This window comes from Tautonia marina, assembly GCF_009177065.1.
Classification (GTDB): domain Bacteria; phylum Planctomycetota; class Planctomycetia; order Isosphaerales; family Isosphaeraceae; genus Tautonia; species Tautonia marina.
Map to the genome: position 1 here is coordinate 196,078 of NZ_WEZF01000011.1, position 17,650 is coordinate 213,727.

Below are 17,650 nucleotides of genomic sequence, written 5' to 3' on the forward strand. Positions count from 1 at the left end.
TCACTTCCCGTCTTGGATCAAGACAACGTTGTCGACGCGGCAGACGACATCCTGGAAGTCGTCGTTGGTCGAATATTCCCAGCCGATCAGGTAGCTGTTCGGGACGGTTTCGCCGGTTTCGGGATCGACGTAGGGGTAGATCATGGCCTTGTACGGTTGCTCGGCCAGGCGCTGATTGATGGCGCGGACCTCGGCGGGCTGGGTGAAGACGCCGCCGTCGTCGAGGCCGTCGTTGGAGACCCAGAAGCCGAAGACGCGGTCGCCGGGGTCGATCTCGACGGTCGAGCCGTCGAGCAAGGGAGGGGGGATGTTCTGCCAGCGTTCCACGTCGGGGCCTTCGTGCTTGAATTCGTAGGACCACAGCTCCCGCTTCGTCGGCTGGCCAGGCTCGGCGCCGGGAACGTAAATGCCCCCGCGGTTGACGGTCACCATGCCGAGGGCGAGGATCGGCGTGTAGGCAATCGGGCCGTCGCCGGCCTTGCGGAAGAGCCCAGGGGTGGCTTCGGCAGTGGTTTCCAGGGGGTTGAGCAGGTCGTCGAACATGTCGAGCCCGTAGATCCCCTTGAGAACCGCGACCCAGTCCGGCTCATTCGGGCCGGGGGTGATCCTCGGTTGGTTCGGCGTCTGGGCGGCGGCCGAGCTGGTCAGGGCGATCAGGACGAGGAGGGGGCGGAGGGGTCGAAGTCGGGGCATCGCGGTCTCTCGTCTTCGAGGGGTCATTCAAAGCGGGTGGGGCGTGTTCGCGCCGAGAGACCACCATCGTAGCAGGTTGGGGCGATGCCGGGAACGGGCGCGAAGGGCTCCGGGGGCGCCCAGGGATTCTGTCAGTGGGGAGAGGGATCTCGCGCAGAGTCGCAACGTCGCAGAGGGGAGGAGAGAGGAGAGAAGCGTCTTTGAGCGAGGAGCCTCCCCCGTCTTCATCACCAGCTAATGTGTTGGTGCCTCCAGGGGCTTCCGGGGTACGGAGGACCCTCAGGCACGAGGAGGGCCGTTCAGCCCTTCTTCTGATTGGGACGATCACCCCAACGGGGCCAGGGGCGATCGTCCCGAAGCAAAGGGGGAGAGGACGGAGGGTCAATCGCCCAGGAATGCTGCACGGGGCAGATTGCGGGCGGGCAGGTTCGGCAGGAGGGGAAGCCGCTCTGGCCGGGCGAACTCGGCTCGCGCGGCGAAGGTCGGCCGTTGGCGCTGCATGGCGAACAGGGTTGGTCGGGGGGTCTGGTTCAGCGCGGCGGGCCGTTGCCAGGCGGAAGCCAGGCGGGTCGGCCGCTCGACGTTGGTCATGGCGACCGGGTTGACGGGCATCGGCAAGGGTCGCATTCGTCGATGCGACTGGTGAATGTAGATCGTCAGGGGGTCGGAGACGGCGAACTCGTTGACGTCGAGCCGGATCGTTCCGGTGGTCGGGGCGATGATGGCCTCGCCGGTCTGGGTGAAGGTGCCGGTGGTGGGGAGGATCTGGCCGACGCCGTTGGAGAAGGTGCCGGTACGGCTGCTCTCGTCGGCCGTCCCGTTGGAAAGGGTGCCGGTGCGGCTGCTCTCGTCGGCCGTCCCGTTGGAAAGGGTGCCGGTGCGGCTGCTCTCGTCGGCCGTCCCGTTGGAGAGGGAGCCCGAGAGGTCGGGGGTCGTGACGGTGCCGGTCACTTCGGTCTCAAAGACGCTGAACTCGATCGGTCCATCCGATTCGAACTCACCGGCACCGACGCCGACCACGTCGATGTCAATTTCGAGGGTTCCGAAGATCTCGTCGGTCAGTCCTTCGGCTTCGGCCACGGTGCCGTCGAGGTCGGACTCGAACCCTTCGATCGACACGTCCCCTTGCAGGTTGGAGATGGTGCCCGACTCGATCGAGAGGTTCCCCTGCAGGTTGGAGATGGTGCCGGGGTTGATGCTCAGGTCGCCTTGCAGGTTGGAGATGGTGCCGGGGTTGATGCTCAGGTCGCCTTGCAGGTTCTCAAGGGTCGTGCCGTTGATCGCAAGGTCGCCGGTCAGGCCCGTCAAGGTGGTGGCGTCGATCGTCTGGGTGCCATCGAGGAACCCGTTCGCCTGCTGTCGGACGATGATCGAGTTCATGTCGGCTCGGATCGTCGACGGCAGTTCGAAAGTGGCGCGGTAGCGGCCGAGGAAGTTGGTTGTGGCGGTCGTCAACGGTTGGCCGTTGTTCAGGACATTTCCCTGTGCATCGAGGCCGAACACCTCGACAATCGTGTCGAAGTTGGCCGCGGACGGCTGCGCGGTGCCGACGACCGTGATCGGTGTCGGTTGCGTGATGACCACCCGACCATGACCGACCCGGACGAAGGGGGAATCGGCCACGACCTCGACGGTGGGCTTGGCGTTGATCAAGACACTCATCAAGGCCCGCGTTTCGAGCACCTCCGGCAAACTCGACTCAAAGCGGCGAGGCGTACGCGATCGGCGCGGCATTGGGCAATCACTCCCTGACGTCAAAGCTGCACGCCAACCTCCTCTGGCGTTGGTCAAGCGGGGTCTTCCCAGCGAAGGACCTCGCATCCTGATCGATCAAAGCGTCTTATCGGCTCTCCTTCGAATGCGATCGATCGGAAAATGGACCCGCGCGTGGAATTCCGATCGACTGATCCGACAAACGTGGAGAATCGGTCGATCGGGCTGTGGGGGTGGGGCGAAGGCTGCGGCAGACCAGGACCAAATCCGAGCTTCGGCCCTGGTCTGCGAAAGGTGCCGAGCCGTCAGCGGTGGAGCATCGAATCGAGCGAAGGAATGACGTAGGTTCCCAGCTTCATCTGGTCGAAGATGGCAGGCTCGGAGGCGTAATCGCGGGCGGTTTCCAGGGAAATGAGATCCTTCTTGTAGAGGTCGTAGAGGTACTTTTCAAAGATAAACGAAGCTGAGGCATCTTGTTGCATGCCAATCTTGATGCCGATGGTGTTCCCTTCCAGGATGGCATCGGTGACGGCCTTCGTATCGTTGAACAGGAACTCGAGCGCGGGCAGGCGCCCGCCGCCGGTTTTCGGGACGAGTCGCTGGCAGATGACGCACTTCAAGGCGTCTCGAAGCTGGAGCTTGACCAGGTCGCGCTCGACCGGATCGAAGAAGCTGACAATTCGGTTGACCACCTCGTAGGCAGTCCCTGAGTGCAGGGTGCTGATCACGAGGTGGCCGGTTGCGGCGGCGTTGATGGCCGACCGGATGGTATCGGGGTCGCGCATCTCGCCGATGACGATGACATCGGGGTCGTGTCGCAAGGCGCCTCGGACGGCCTCGTGAAAGGTGCCGATGTCTTCTCCCACGTCGCGCTGAGAGACGACCGACTTCTTGCTCTTGTGGACGTACTCGACCGGCTCCTCGATGCAAAGAATATGCAATGACTTATTGGAGTTAATCCAGTCGACGAGCGAGGCGACCGTGGTCGACTTACCGCTGCCGGTCATGCCGGTTACAAGAATGAGGCCAAAGTGAAGGGCGCCGAGGCGCTCCATCGCGGATCGGGGTATGTTCAAGTCCTCGAACGAGGGGATCGTTTCAGGCAGGAAGCGCATGGTGCAGTGCGGGACGCTGGCCTTAACGAAGGCCGAGACGCGTGAGTACCCCAGGCCGACCTGGTGGTAGATGAAGCTGCACTGCTGACGCTCGGCGAATTCCCGGGCATGCTTCTCGGGGGCGATCTCGTCGATCAGGGCGAAGATCTGCTCGGACGAGAGGGACTCGAACGCCTGAACCCGGCGCAGGATGTTATCGACACGGAAGACCGGCGGAGCTCCTGGATAGAGGTGCACATCGCTGGCCTTGAACTTGATCATCGCCTTGAACAGGGTTTCGGGGCTCAGAGGGGTGGTGCGGTACTCCTCGCCGTGAACGCGCCAGACCTCGCCCAGGGGGAAGGCGTGGGAGAAGAGGTCGCAGGCATCGTGAAGCTGTTGGACCGTCTCATTCGACGGGGCCGAGCAGTGGAGGACGAGCGAGCCGTCGACCTCGGCCAATTCGCAGGCCACCGGACTGCGCTGGGCGAACCCGCGAATCGACTCCATCAATTGCATTCCGGGCTGAGGGAACCGGACGGTGAAGTCGTGGAAATCTCCCTCGAAGCTGGGGCGTGAGGCAGTAATCTCGATCCCTCGGGATCGAACAACCATCCGACGGGGGGCCCCGTGGATGGCGCGCAGTTGCTCGTCGGCCATCTGAACAATCGACCAGAAGCTGTTCTGATGACCGAGCCCGAGCACAACCTCTTTCATGGCCGCACTCCTCAATACGTTGACGCGAGAGGGAGCGAGTCCGAACCGGGAGCGAGAGCCGCTCAACGCACGCGAAGAAGACGATCCGGTCGCCAGGCCGAGGTGACATCGACGTGGTTCTCAAGGATACACGACGACCGAGGCGGAAGATATGGTTGGACCTTGGGTCTTTTGATTGGAATTCGAGCGCGGGGGTGTTGGGAAGGGACTCGGGATTGGATAGGGTAACGCACTGAACCGACCGATCGTCTCGATGCTTCGCTTCAGGACCGTCCGCCATGCCTCACGCTTCCCGCCGGACTGCGACCGAGATGCAACTCGTGAACGGCTCGACCGGAGACCCGCTGGTGTTCGTCGATTATCCGGGTCGAGACGACGCGTTGCTGTTCGATGCGGGCGAGAACGGCAACCTAAGCATCGGGCGGTTGGCCGACCTGGCCGGCGTGTTTCTCAGCCATCATCATGTCGATCACCTGGTCGGGTTCGATCGGATCCTGCGGGCGAACCTCGACCGAGACAAGGATCTCCACGTGGTCGGGCCGGAGGGGACGATTGATCGGATCACAGCACGGGTGCGGACGTACGACTATCCGTTTTTTCCCTTTCAGAAGCTCCGCCTGCACCTGACCGAAGTGAGGGAAGCGGAACTGCGATCGGCCGTGCTGGAGTGGGGGGCGAAGCTGCCCGAACCGGCGATCTCGACCCGAGCGGTCGACCCGAAGAACCTGACACCCACGGTCTTCGAGAACGGCGTGCTGCGAGTCGAAGCCGCGCGGGTCGATCACACCGCGCCCTGCCTCGCCTTTGCGATTGTCGAGACGCCCGGCTTTCACGTCGACGGCCAGGCCCTTTGCGAAGGGCCACTCCGGCCGGGAGCGTGGGTGACGCAAGCCCTGGAGATGCTGCGAACAGGCCAGGACGAGGAAACGCCGGTGGAAATTGACGGGGGCCTGTTCCCGCTCGGTCGGCTCCGCGATCGATACTTCCGCAAAACTCGGGGGGCTCGGATCGCCTACGTCGTCGATACCCTCTGGAGCGAAACGAGCCGGCCGGCCCTGCTCGAACTCTGCCGCCGCGCGAGCCGGTTGTATTGCGACTCGTTCTACGCGCATGCCGATCTGAAGAAGGCCAGAACCCACAAGCACATGACCGCGACCCAGGCGGCCGAACTGGCCCGAGAGGCGCACGTCGAGCAACTGACGCTCATTCATTTCTCGAATCGCTATTTCGGCCGATACCTCGATCTCGTCACCGAGGCCGCGGCCATCTTCCCCAACACCTCGGCCGAACTGGACGAGACGGCAAGCCAGGCCGCGCCCCGCTCCGGCAAACGCCGCCGCCGCGAGGGATGAGGCGATCCTCGGGCCGCCCCTTGGTGTCGTTGAACCTTGCCGGCACTTTGTCCACAAGATCGAGGCCGAGCGGGCGAATGCCTCTCTCGACAGACCTGAACACGACGATCTTGAGAACCCCAAAGGGACGTTATGGACACCACCGAACCGATCGAACGGGACGAGACGCCGCGTCCGTCCGAATCGGAGCCGAACGCTTGCGACCGAGTTTCCGACGCCGAAGCGCAGCGCAACGGCTCGCGGAAGGAGCTGCGGGCCGACGAGGCCGAGCAGAAGATCCGCGACGGGGTTCCGATCAACCATGCCGTGATCGTCGGGCGGCTCCGCCTGCGAGGAACATTTGAGAAAGCGGTGCGGTTGCAGAACGTCGAGATTCCAAACCTCATCATTGACGGCGCGGTTTTCGCCGAGGAGGTCGTCTTCCGAAGCTGCCGCCTGAACCGGCCGATCATCCAGCGCAAGACGCGGTTCGACGGCGGTCTGTCGATGCAGGGGAGCGAGCTTCTCCGGGCGAAGTTCGACGACGTGAAGATTCAGGGCAAGGCGAATTTTCAGAGCGTCCGCTTCCGGAGCAAGCTGGACATCCTTCGCGTGCGCTTCTTCGAGGCGGTGAACTTCTGGGAGGCGCGGTTCGACGGCTGGGTCGATTTCAAGATGTGCCGGTTCGACGGCCTGGCCGACTTCCGGAGCATTTGCGCCGACGAGGGATTTTCCATCCGCACCTGCCACTTTGCCGGCGATTTCCTCGTTCGAGGGGCCAGCGTGGCCAAGAAGTTCGAGTTCAACGATTCGGTGTTTGAGGGGATGATTGACTTCTCAAAAGCCAAGCTGAACGATTACGTGTACCTGGAATCGATCACGCTTGGCGACGGTGCCCGGTTCGCCTTCTGGAACGCCGTGGCCGAGCGCGTGCAGATTCGTCCCGAGCAACTGGAGGGGCGGATTGCCAGCGAGTGTGAAAACGATCATGCCAAGGCCATGTGCGAATATGGCTTGTTGAAGCGGAACTACGAGGCGTTGCACCGTCATGAGGAGGAAGACTGGGCCTTCTACCACTTCAAGGTCAACGAGCGCCGATCGAAGCCGAGGGCCTGGACCCGGCCGTGGTCGAAGCTGAGCCAGGCGTTTGAGTGGCTCGTGCTCGACCTGGGTTGCCGATACGGCACCAGTCCGTTTCGGACGGTGGCCGCGGCGGCGGTGATGATCGTCGCGTTCAGCCTTGTGTACATGATGGGCGTGACCCTGCTGCCGCTCGAAGCCGGGAAGATTCCCTTCGACGGCGAGCCGACAACGCTGGCCAACCGGGTCGTCATCGGGCTGGTCACCAGCGTTTCCGCCTTCACCGACGGCCTGGGAAGCCTTCGAGAGACGGCCAAGGGGTGGATGAACCTGTTCCTGGTGGCGGAATCCTTGCTCGGGACGCTCGTCTGGGGCCTGTTCATCGTGGCCTTTAGCCGGAAGGTGATTCGTTGAGCCAGGGGAGTCGGGAGGATGGGACGATCCTCCCGCGCTCGGCAGATCGCTCGGATGACGATAGAATGGGAGGTGTCTTCCATCTGCCATCGTTGGGGGAGCGTCATGGCCACAATCACCTACCCGCACCTCATTGAGACTGCCGAAGGAACTCCAATCATTGAGGGGACGCGCATCAAGGTCCTGTTCATCGCCCGCGAACGTCTTGCCGGGAAGGATGCCGACGCCATCCAGCGCCTCCTTCCCGACCTGACGCTGGGTCAAATCCATTCGGCTCTGGCCTATTATTATGACCATCAAACCGAGATGGATGAGGAGATCGCGCGGCGAGATCGGATGTTCGAGCAGCGGAAGGCCGAGGCGGCCGAGTCTCCTCTGAAGCGGAAGCTCAAGGACCGAGGATTGATTCCGTGAGCCTCCGGCTGTATCTCGATCATCACGTCCCGTCTGCCGTGGCCGAGGGGCTCCGACGGCGAGGAATCGACGTGCTCACCTACACCGAGGACGGAACGACTCGATGGGATGACGAGCGGTTGTTGGCCCGTGCGACCGAACTCGATCGCATCCTGTACTCTCAAGACGATGATTTGCTGGAAATTGCCCACCGCTGGATGGCCGAAGGGAGGGAATTCGCCGGCCTGGCTTACGCTCACCAACACCGCATCACCCTTGGCGAAGCGGTTCGGGATTTGGAACTTCTCGCACTGGCTGCATCACCCGAGGATCTGAGGAACCACGTCGAGTTCCTGCCATACTCGTAATACGAGAACGGCTCAGGAGCCTCCGAACCCGAGAACCCGGCGGTGTGTCTGGAGCGGATTGAAGACTCGGCGATCACAAAGGGCTCGGGCAACCAGGAGGCAGGGAGATGGATCGGCTCGGGTCGAGGCAGGGGGGGACCCGAGGGGCCTTCGTGCAGAAAATCCGCGATGGGCTGGCGGTGGAATTACCGCCGATGCTCCGGCTGGCCGGGCCGGTGGTGCTGGCCGAGCTGGGATGGATGGGCATGGGACTGGTCGACACGATGTTCGTCGGCCGGCTCAGTGCCGAGGCGATCGGCGCGGTCGGGATCGGCCATGCGGTCTTCTTCGTGACGACGATCGCGGGGATGGGGCTGTTGCTCGGGCTCGATACGCTCATCTCGCACGCCTTCGGCGCGGGGAAGCTGGACGAGTGCCGCAAGTGGCTCCGACATGGGATTTACCTGGCGCTGGTCCTCTGTCCGCCGTTGATGCTCGTCTGCTGGCTGGCCGGGGGGCAACTGGAGCGGATGGGGATTGATCCGGCCGTCCGACCCGAGGCGGAAACGTACGTCCGGCTGGTGACGCTCAGCTTACCGCCGTTGCTGCTTTACACGGCCTTTCGGCGCTACTTGCAGGCGCAGAACCGAACCGGGGCGATCGTCTTTGCCCTGGTCTCGGCCAATGTGGTGAACCTGGTCGTCAACTGGCTTTTGATCTTCGGCAACCTCGGGTTCCCGAGGCTCGGGGTGGCCGGGGCCGCCTGGGCGACCGTCCTTTCTCGGGGGTGGATGGCCCTGGTCCTGCTGCTGGAGATCGTCCGGATCGACTGGAAACTCGGCCCAGAGGCCTGGCGAGGCGGCTGGAGGCCCGAGCGTCGGCGGTTCCGGTCGCTCGTGGCGCTCGGCTTGCCGGTCGCCGGTCAGTTGATGCTTGAGATGGGGGCGTTTGCCACGGCGACGTTCCTGGTCGGTCGGCTCGATCCGGCCTCGCTGGCGGCGCATCAGATCGCCCTGAACGTGGCGAGCCTGACGTTCATGGTTCCGCTCGGCATCAGCTCGGCCGCGGCGGTGCGGGTTGGCCAGGCGATCGGCCGCAACGACCCGGGCGGGGCAGGTCGGGCCGGATGGTCGGCCCTGGCGCTGGGAACGGTGTTCATGATGGTCGCGGCGATCACGTTTGTGTTGGTGCCGAGGGGGATTCTTTCGATCTTCACCGATCAAGGCGAAGTGATCGCTGTCGGGGTGGTCTTGCTGTGGGTCGCGGCGGTGTTTCAACTGTCCGACAGTGTTCAGGTGATTGCCACCGGAGCCTTGCGCGGCTCGGGAGACACCCGCACGCCGATGTTCGCCAACCTGGCCGCCCACTGGGCGATCGGCCTGCCCATCGGTGTGGGCCTTTGCTTCGGCCTGAAGGTGGGCGTGATCGGCATGTGGATTGGCCTGTCGATCGGGCTGATCGTGGCGGGAACGCTCCTGCTCTGGGCCTGGTCGAGACGGGTCGCGGGCTTGCGACCGGATCGACCGAGCGTGGTGGAAGCCGCCACGGTCGAGACGGGGGGAGTTCGACCGCCCAGAGTGGGATCGACGCCCATCGAAGGCGCTCCCGCCTCGCGCGTTGCGTCATCTGGTCAGGGGGGCTCGACCACGATAGCATGAAACCCTCGCGTCGTCGGGAGACGACGGACGGCAGGGGTGAGGAGCCAATGGGCAGGCGGTCGGACGGTGCCAGGGGAATGTCGCTGGACGAGCTGAAGCAGGCGATTCGGGCGGCCGACCCGAACGCGGTGCTCGTGCCCCCGCGCATCCTGAGACGGGTGATCAAGCACGATCGGAAGATGGCCTCGCTCGGCTTGCAGGTGCCGCACCGCAAGACCTACGTGCTCGACGCCAACGCCGCCACCAGCATCCTCGAACGGGACGAGATGGGGCTCGACGTCGAGGCCGAGGCCGCGCTGACCGGCTCGGTCATCCTGCTGGCCGAGCCCCCCCCGGAACGCCTGGCGACCATGACACGCGGCCAGATCTTGCTGCGCTACTGGCGGATGCTCTTTCACGCCCGGATCGACGAGGAGCTGGAGCATCAGCGGCGCGGCGGGTTCCTGTCCGACTCGATCTTGCGATCGCGGGTCGATCGGATCGGTCAGACGGTCATCGACGAGGCCCGCATGGTCCTTCGGCTCGAAGATTATCTGCTGCCGCCGCGCGACCTCTGGGAAGTGTACCGGGAATTCGCCGCCGTTTATCTGGAGTTGCGGCACTTCGCCCCGCGATTGCTCGGCTCGTACTTCCCGTCGATTGAGGACTGCGAGGCGGTGGACGCCGTGCTGGCCGAGGATGTCAACGCCCCGGCCCTGTTCGATCGGACCCGGCCGCCGGGAGCCCCCGAACCGGCCGCCCTCGGGGCCTTGATCGAGGCCGCGGCCGACGAGCCCCCGCCGCCCGATGAAGCCGTGGGCACCTGCCCGTTGCCGGCCACGCAACCGGCCCGTCGGCTGGCCGAGGGGCTCGTCCGCCGCTCGGAACGCTCGGAACGGCGCGGCAATGTCGTGCGAGCGGCCATCCAGCTCGCCCGATCGTCGAAGTTTATCGACCCGCTGGGCCCCCCTTCGGCGTCCGATCCGTGGACGAGGGCACGAGCCGCCCTCGGCGTGCTGGGAGAGCGGCTGGTCGAGGCGCTGGGACTCGATCCGAACGAGGCCGACGACTGGCGGCGCGCCTTGCCCGCCTTGCTCGCCCCGGCGTCGGAGGGGATCTGGGCCGTCGAGGCAAGACTTTTATTTGACCTGCAAAAGCTTTGTGTCGATTACGAGCGGCCGATTTACACGGTCGATCTGGTCGAGTGGTTTCTGACCTTCGGGCGGCGGCCGATCAAGCGTCTGTTGCCGCATCAGCGCGAGCTGCTGGCGGTCAAGCACTTGCGATCGGCCCATCGTCGCCTGCGGCACGCAAGGATTTCCGATCCCGACCGCCGACGGCTGGCCCACCTGATCTCGGGGGCCTTGCACCGCGCCGAGGTCACGCTGCGCGACCAGTGCCGCGAGCCCCTGGCCGACTCCCTCCGGCAGAACGGGTTGCAGCCCCGGTCGGTGGCCGAACACGTTTCGTTCGACAAGTCGGTGGAGGAGCTGCTCGACAAGGTGGTGGAGCAAGGGTTCTTGACCATGAGCGACCTGCGCGACGCGGTCGCTCGGAACCACGTCAAGCTGCCCGATCTGTCGGGTGCCCAGGAATTTTTCAAAGGTGACCGCCTGTTACGCGCCAATCGCCGGATGGCCGTCTCGCTCGACGGGATTTACCGTCGGGGAGAGGTTTACCTGAGGTGGTTGCAACGGTTTAGCTCACTGGCCTTTGGCACACCCGTCGGCCGGTTCCTGATGAATTACGTCGTCTTGCCCTTTGGCGGGGCGTTCGTGGTGCTGTTCTTCGTCGATCACCTGTTTGCGGTCGTCACCAAGCAGCTCGGCTACGGCAAGGACCCCGAAAAGGCGGCCCAGGCGGCCGAGCTGGTCGTGGCCGGGGCAGGGGGCCTGATCGAAGCCGTCGAGACGACGGCCACGGCCGCCGTGACGGGTTCGGGATCGGGCCTGGGGGCGATCACGGCCCAGATGACCGAGACCGCGGCCGACACCGTCTCGGTCATCGCCGCCGAGGAGCTATTGACCCTGCGCCGCGAGGCCGAGGCGGCCGGCACGCTCGACGTGGGGGACCATTCCGGCGGCCTGCATCTGATCCCGCACGACCTGGAAGCCTGGATCTGGGTGACGCTCGTCTCGGGCGTCTTTCTGATGGGCCTGATCCATCTGCCCTGGTTCCGCCGGCAGGTGGTTCGGCTCCTGCGGGCCTTTTATGAGGTTGCCAAGGGAATCCTGTTTGACTTTCCGCGGTGGGTGTTCCGTCAGCATTACATCCGGCTCTTGATCAGCACGAGGAGCTTTCAACTGCTCTGGCGCATGCTGGTCAAGCCGATCGGCCCGGCATTGCTCCTCTGGCTGATCCTGGGGATGATCGGGGTGGACCCCGAACAGGCCCGAGCGCTGGCCATCGGCATGTTCATCGCGTTTGGCCTGGTCTTGAACCTCCGGGTCGGCCGGGACATGGAGGAAATTACGTCCGATTACCTCGTCCGGACCTGGCGGGTGATCCGGGTGAACATCTTCGGCGACCTGTTTCGCTTCATCATGGACTTCTTCGCCAGAGTCCTCGAATACGTCGATCGCCTGCTTTACACGGTGGACGAGTGGCTTCGCTTCCGAGGGGGAGAGAGCAGCATCTCGGCCGTCATCAAGGCGATTCTGGGGGTCTTCTGGTTCTACATGACCTATGCCGTGCGGTTCATCATCAACCTGCTGGTCGAGCCGCAACTGAACCCGATCAAGCACTTTCCGGTCGTCACCGTCTCGCACAAGGTGATGGCGCCCTTGTTGATCCTGATGATTCCACCGCTGGCCGAGGCGCTCGACGACAAGGAGCTGGCGACGACCATCTGGTTCTTCACGCAGTTGCTCTTGCCCGGTGTGTTCGGCTTCCTCGTCTGGGAGCTAAAGGAGAACTGGCGGCTGTACGACGCGAACCGGCCGAGGCTCTTACCAAGGGTCCTCGTCGGCAGCCACGGCGAGTCGATGTCGCGCCTGCTTCGCCCCGGTTTCCATTCCGGAACCCTGCCCCGCACCTTCCGCCGCATGCGACGGGCCGCTCGCAAGCGGGCCCGGTTGCCCGAGTTCGAGGTTCGCCTGGAACGGCTCCGCGAGCAACGCCACCATGTTGAGGAATCGGTCGCGCACTTCATCGAGCGTGAACTCGTGAACCTGCTTTCCTACACACGAGCCTGGGAGGATCTGGAAACCGAGATCGCCGCGGTGGAATCGAGCTCGAACCGGATTCGGGTCTCTCTGCGCGTGGCGGATCTGGGCGATGAGCCCCTAGTCTTGATCTTCGAGCAGGCGTCGGGATGGATCCTGACGAACGTTGCGGCCCCTTCCTGGATCGATCGGCTTTCCGACGACCGCCGCCGCGTGCTTCAGGCCGCGCTGGCCGGCTTGAACCAGATGGCCGGTGTCGAGCTGTCGGTTCCGCAGGTGCAGCACGTCCTGCCGCCCGAGGTCCGCTCGTTCGGCTTCTCCGACGAGGGGTTGGTGGTCTGGGTCGGCGACCGCTACCAGACCGAGGCCACCTACGACCTAACCGCCGAGACGCGATTGCTCTACCCCTCGGTCACCGGCCCTCGCCCAATCCCTCCTCTACCCACGATCGAGGCCGACCGCCTCTTGCTCGACCACGACCCAATTACCTGGGCCCGCTGGGTCGAGACCTGGGAAGCCGAGCACGACGGCCAAGCTCCTCCCGAACCCTTCCGCCGCGCCTTCCGCCTGCTCGCCGATCCCGAGCCGAGCCAGGCCCCGGCCTGAGGCGTCAGCGATCCCGTCTTCGAAGCGCCCAGGAAACCAGGAAGAACGCCGCCGGGCTTGCGAAGATGAGGAACCACGGCCCCCTCGGCCATCCTCCCGAACCGGCCAGGTGTACCAGGTCAAACGCGACCACCCCCAAAATGGCCACCAAGGCCCCCAACCCCTCACGCCACCAGGCCAGGATCAGGCCGACGACCACCGAGATCGGGAAGCAGAGCAGCAGCAGCGCCTCGAACCCGGTGAGCCGCCACGGCCAGGGCGGCTCTCCGATCACGAACAGGCTGATCAGCCCGATCGACAGCAGACTCAGGATTCTCCCCGACCACCGCGCCACCCCGGCCATCGTGATCGGAGCCATGACAATCGCGTCCATCGCCGCGTTCCTCCGCCCTTCGAGGCAACGCCCCGGCATGCACGGTTCGATCCGGGGTCACTCCTGATTGCCTCGTCCTTCTGCTTCACTGCGAATCGAGGAACGCCAGGTGCCAGCACGAGAGGGCGGAGAATTCAATCGTCTCGCCAGGTTCGCGGATGCGGACCCTTTCCATCCAAACTCGATGGTCCGCACGGCACGGCCCGACGCGGTTACTTCCTGGCGTACCGGAGCGGCCAGACCTCCGATTCCGTGCGCTCGGTGTCGAGATACTGGGTGATGGCCGCGACGATCTTCGGGTGATCGGCGGCCACGTCGGTCGTCTCGCCCAGGTCGTTCGCGAGGTCATACAGTTCGAGCGGACCATCGGGCGAGAGGCGAACCCCCTTCCAGTCTCCCATGCGAGCGGCCTGTTTCGAGGCGCGGCCTTCGTGGAATTCCCAGTAGAGGAACTTGTGATCCTCTTGCTCGCGGCCGGCGGCCTCGGGACCGAGGAGGGCGGGGACCATGGAAATGCCGTCGATGTCGTCGGGCAAGACGGCAAGGGCGCTCGCCCCGGCCAGCTCGGCCAGGGTGGGAGGAACGTCCCAGAAGGCCCAGATCTGATCACTGACCGCTCCGGCGGGGACATGACCGGGCCATCGGACGATCATCGGCACGCGAATGCCCCCTTCGTACAGGTCGCGTTTGATGCCGCGCAGGGGGCCGTTGCTGTCGAAGAAGTCGGGGGAGTACGCGGGGCCTCCTTCGCGGTGCGGACCGTTGTCGGAGGTGAAGAAGATGATGGTGTCATCGTCGATCCCGAGGTCGTCGAGCGAGGTCATCAGGCGGCCGATGTCGCGGTCCATCCGGGCGATCATCGCGGCCTGCCCCTTGATGGGGTTCGGCCAGTCCTTCTCGGCGAAGCTGCCGTAATCGGGGACTTCCATGCCGTCACCGGTCGCTCGGGACCCTTCATTGTTTGCGTGAGGAATCGTCAACGCGAGATAGAGGAAGAAGGGGCCGTCGCGGTGTTGCTTGACCCAATCGAGCGCCTCCTCGGCGAACAGGTCGTGCGAGTAGGTGACGCGCTCGATGGCCACGCCGTCGTCTGGGCCGATGACGTTCTCGGGAATCTCGACCCGTTCCTCCTGCCGCCAGAGGTGATCGGGGTAGTAGTTATGGGCGTGCTTTTGATTCAAGTAGCCGAAAAAATGATCGAACCCCTGCTTGTTCGGCACGCCGGTCGAGTCCGGCTCGCCGAGGCCCCACTTGCCGATCAGGGCCGTCTGATAGCCGGCGGCCTTCAGGGCCTCGGCCACGGTCACATCCTCGGGCAAGAGAGGGACGCGGTCGTTGCCTCGGACCCGAGCATGCCCCGAGTGGTAGCCGGTCATCAACACACACCGTGACGGGGCGCAGACGGTGCTGCCCGCGTAAACCTGGGTGAACCGCGTCCCTTCGGCGGCCAGGCGATCGAGGTTCGGTGTCGGGATGGTCTTCTGCCCGTAGCTTCCCAGATCGCCATAGCCGAGGTCGTCGGCCATGATGAAGATGATGTTCGGCGGCTTCGGCTTCGCCCTGGCTTCCTGGGTGGCTCCGGCAGTCGTTACGAGCGTCATTAAGGCCATCAGGGCCAGTCTCAGCGCGATCCTCGGCATGACGGTCTGTCCTTCCGTTCGATGCGGTTCGAGAAGGTTGGGGAAGGGGAGGCGGACCCCTCCGCGACCCGTTCCGATCGATTTACCCTACTGCCCTCACGGTGGATTCGCCACGATCTTGTCACCGGTCGGACCACCGGGTCTTAGGAACGACGCCGGCCGCCCGCTGGCTCGTACCACCGCTGGAAGGTCCGATCAATCTCGACCACCTGGCGACGGAGTTCCGGAAGCATGCGGCGCCAGTGGCTTGCGAGGATTCGAGGGTGGTTCAAGCTGTCGATCGCATAGGTGCGCGTGGCCTTTGAGAGATCGAGGTCGTCGACCAGGACCATCGCGCGGCGGTTGTCGGCCAGTTGGAGGAACGAACCGTCGGGGGCCACGATCTTCGAATCGCCGGCCGACCATTTGCCGCCGCCCTGGGGACCGACGGAATTGGCGAAGACGTAATACACGGCGTTCTCGAAGGCACGGACGGGGATACCGTCTCGCCCCTTGCGTTTGGCACGCGAGACCTCCTCGGCATCCATCCCGGCGTTCGGATGAAAGACGATCTGAGCCCCGGCCATCACGGGCAGTCGGACGAGTTCCGGATAGCGCCGCTCGTGACAGATGATCGCCGTTGCCGGCACCCCATCCAGCGAAAAGAGGGAGATTCCCTTGCCGGGGGTAAACCATTGCCGATCCGATTCGGTGAGCTGGCACTTTGCATAGGTGTGGATCAACCAACCCGTCCGATCAAACACGAGCAGGCCGTTATAGAGCCGACGCCCCGCGAAGATCGGGCTCCCGACCAGCAGATTGACATGCAAACGTTCTGCAATCTCAGCGACCTTGTGCAAGCCGTCGCGGAGCGGGGCTGGCTTCAAGGTTCCGAAGTCGTAGGCATAGCCGGTCGTCGCGCACTCAGGGAACAGCACGGCATCGGCTCCGGCTTCAGCCGCGTGGATTGCCGCGTGCTCAATCCGTTCCAGATTCCCGGCGATCGAGTCGGCGAAGCTCATCTGGACCGCCGCCACGCGCAAGCGATTCGGTGTGGGAGATTCCTCGGGTGTTGACGGGCTCATGGGAAACCTCGCAACGAATCATGCCAAAGCATGAGCATTTCCTGTTCACAGATTATTCAATCCATCAGAGCGAGTGTTCCGGAGGTGGTTCGGATCGTGCTGGTGCCGGTGGCTCGTGCTCCCGAGGGCGGTTCATCCGCTCCAGGTCGACCAACCGGTCGATCGGAGCGATCACCAGCACCTCGTCTCCGGGACCGAGTACGATGCCGTGCTCCGGATTGACGTTCGTGCCATCGCGGCCATGATGCATCACGATATTTACCTGTCGGTCGTGCTGGATCTCTCCGATCGACCGGCCGACCAGCTCTCCTTCGGGAACGATCGTCAGGTCGACCAGGTGGACATGCCGCCCGGCGAGCTGAAAATCCTGGTAGATGCGCCGTCCGGTCGCGGCGGCCACAAAAGCCGGAGCGGCCACCCGGGCGGTCGAGACGGCCGGCAGGGCGAACGAGCCCGCGACCTTTTCGGCCAGCGACTCGTCGAACATGCGCATAACGATCTTCGCCTTCGGGTTCAGGTCGCGGGCGGTCAGGGCGGCGTCGAGGTTCGCCAGGTCATCCTGCGTGGCCAGCACCACGGCCTTGGCCCGGCGGACCCCGGCGGCTTCGAGCGTCTTGATTGTGCGGGCATCGCCACGGATGACCGGCACCTCGCGGTCGAGGATCTCCTCGATCAGCTCCGACTCGACATGAGGCCGCTCGATCACCACCACCAGCTCCCGGAGCTGGAGCATCTCCCTGACGATCTGATAGCCGACCGTCCCTAGCCCGACCACGATCACATGCTGCCGATAGACTGATGCCACCATGCGATGCCACTCCGGCAGGTTTCCCTTGCGCGAGAACACGAGGTAGCCGAGCCGGATGAGCGAATCGGCCACCGCCCCAAGGCCGATGATCGGCACCAGGAAAAAGGCGAGCTGCAGGTACCACTCGTCAGGGAACTCCAGCGCGGCCTCGACGAAAATGAGCAGAAAGACGCCGTGACACGCCTCGGCAAAGTCGAGCGTCTCGCCGTCGTGGTGGTAAAACCGGTGCAAGATCCACCCGCCCCCCACCACCAACGTCCAGAAGACTGCGAGCGGCCATCGGAATTCATGCAGCAAAAACCGTGCATATCTGGCATAAACCCTGACCTTCAGCCAGACCTTTCCCAAATGATCCTTTGGCCTCGGCCCGGCCGCCCAGGTCCAGACGGGCTCGACGAGGCTGGCCGGCGCTTGCGGCCCTTCGGCCCCCTGGGGCTCCCTCGCCGCTCGTTCCTCGATCGGTTCCGACTCACAGCTCACAGCGTCGTCCTCCCCTCGGTCTTGGATTGTAGCCGGTCGGTCGGATACAGTGCAGGGGTGCATCCGCCCGATCCAACGACGGACCGGACCCAATCC

Annotated in this window: 13 protein-coding genes; 6 read left to right on the forward strand and 7 right to left on the reverse strand. The window is 64.3% G+C overall.

The annotated features are described in order from the left end of the window. The 3 genes from GA615_RS15030 to GA615_RS15040 all read right to left on the reverse strand — a co-directional run bounded on the left by GA615_RS15030 (nucleotide 1) and on the right by GA615_RS15040 (nucleotide 4,217). Nucleotides 1-693, reverse strand: coding sequence for a hypothetical protein (locus GA615_RS15030; protein WP_152052121.1), 693 nt, complete (start codon nucleotides 691-693; stop codon nucleotides 1-3). Between the two features lie 381 nt (nucleotides 694-1,074). Continuing rightward, complete coding sequence (locus GA615_RS15035; RefSeq protein ID WP_152052122.1) at nucleotides 1,075-2,427, reverse strand: hypothetical protein; 1,353 nt, start codon at nucleotides 2,425-2,427, stop codon at nucleotides 1,075-1,077. Between the two features lie 284 nt (nucleotides 2,428-2,711). Then, complete coding sequence (locus GA615_RS15040) at nucleotides 2,712-4,217, reverse strand: type IV pilus twitching motility protein PilT (protein WP_152052123.1); 1,506 nt, start codon at nucleotides 4,215-4,217, stop codon at nucleotides 2,712-2,714. A gap of 278 nt (nucleotides 4,218-4,495) precedes the next feature. On the opposite strand from GA615_RS15040, the gene GA615_RS15045 reads away from it, so the two are divergent. From GA615_RS15045 to GA615_RS15070, 6 genes are all read left to right on the forward strand, one after another. Next, the gene (locus GA615_RS15045) at nucleotides 4,496-5,569 is read left to right on the forward strand and encodes a hypothetical protein (RefSeq protein WP_152052124.1); all 1,074 of its coding nucleotides are present in this window, start codon (nucleotides 4,496-4,498) and stop codon (nucleotides 5,567-5,569) included. Between the two features lie 132 nt (nucleotides 5,570-5,701). Further along, a complete protein-coding gene (locus GA615_RS15050; RefSeq protein ID WP_152052125.1) occupies nucleotides 5,702-7,042 on the forward strand; it encodes a pentapeptide repeat-containing protein in 1,341 nt (446 codons plus the stop codon). Between the two features lie 105 nt (nucleotides 7,043-7,147). After that, nucleotides 7,148-7,456, forward strand: a complete 309-nt coding sequence (locus GA615_RS15055) for a DUF433 domain-containing protein (protein WP_161602351.1) — start codon at nucleotides 7,148-7,150, stop codon at nucleotides 7,454-7,456. Then, nucleotides 7,453-7,803, forward strand: coding sequence for a DUF5615 family PIN-like protein (locus GA615_RS15060; RefSeq protein ID WP_152052127.1), 351 nt, complete (start codon nucleotides 7,453-7,455; stop codon nucleotides 7,801-7,803). Before GA615_RS15055 ends, GA615_RS15060 begins: the two co-directional genes overlap by 4 nt. A gap of 107 nt (nucleotides 7,804-7,910) precedes the next feature. Further along, nucleotides 7,911-9,440, forward strand: a complete 1,530-nt coding sequence (locus tag GA615_RS15065) for an MATE family efflux transporter (RefSeq protein ID WP_152052128.1) — start codon at nucleotides 7,911-7,913, stop codon at nucleotides 9,438-9,440. A gap of 77 nt (nucleotides 9,441-9,517) precedes the next feature. Further along, on the forward strand, nucleotides 9,518-13,189 hold the full coding sequence (locus GA615_RS15070) for a hypothetical protein (RefSeq protein WP_152052129.1): 3,672 nt from the start codon (nucleotides 9,518-9,520) through the stop codon (nucleotides 13,187-13,189). 4 nt (nucleotides 13,190-13,193) lie between these two features. On the opposite strand, the gene GA615_RS15075 is transcribed toward GA615_RS15070, so the two are convergent. The 4 genes from GA615_RS15075 to GA615_RS15090 form a co-directional block, all read right to left on the reverse strand. Beyond that, nucleotides 13,194-13,562, reverse strand: coding sequence for a DUF7670 domain-containing protein (locus GA615_RS15075; protein WP_152052130.1), 369 nt, complete (start codon nucleotides 13,560-13,562; stop codon nucleotides 13,194-13,196). A gap of 212 nt (nucleotides 13,563-13,774) precedes the next feature. After that, nucleotides 13,775-15,202, reverse strand: a complete 1,428-nt coding sequence (locus tag GA615_RS15080; RefSeq protein ID WP_152052131.1) for an arylsulfatase — start codon at nucleotides 15,200-15,202, stop codon at nucleotides 13,775-13,777. Between the two features lie 143 nt (nucleotides 15,203-15,345). Continuing rightward, nucleotides 15,346-16,266, reverse strand: coding sequence for a carbon-nitrogen hydrolase family protein (locus tag GA615_RS15085; protein ID WP_152052132.1), 921 nt, complete (start codon nucleotides 16,264-16,266; stop codon nucleotides 15,346-15,348). Between the two features lie 64 nt (nucleotides 16,267-16,330). Further along, nucleotides 16,331-17,554, reverse strand: coding sequence for a potassium channel family protein (locus tag GA615_RS15090; protein ID WP_235905452.1), 1,224 nt, complete (start codon nucleotides 17,552-17,554; stop codon nucleotides 16,331-16,333). Nucleotides 17,555-17,650: the final 96 nt, after the last annotated feature.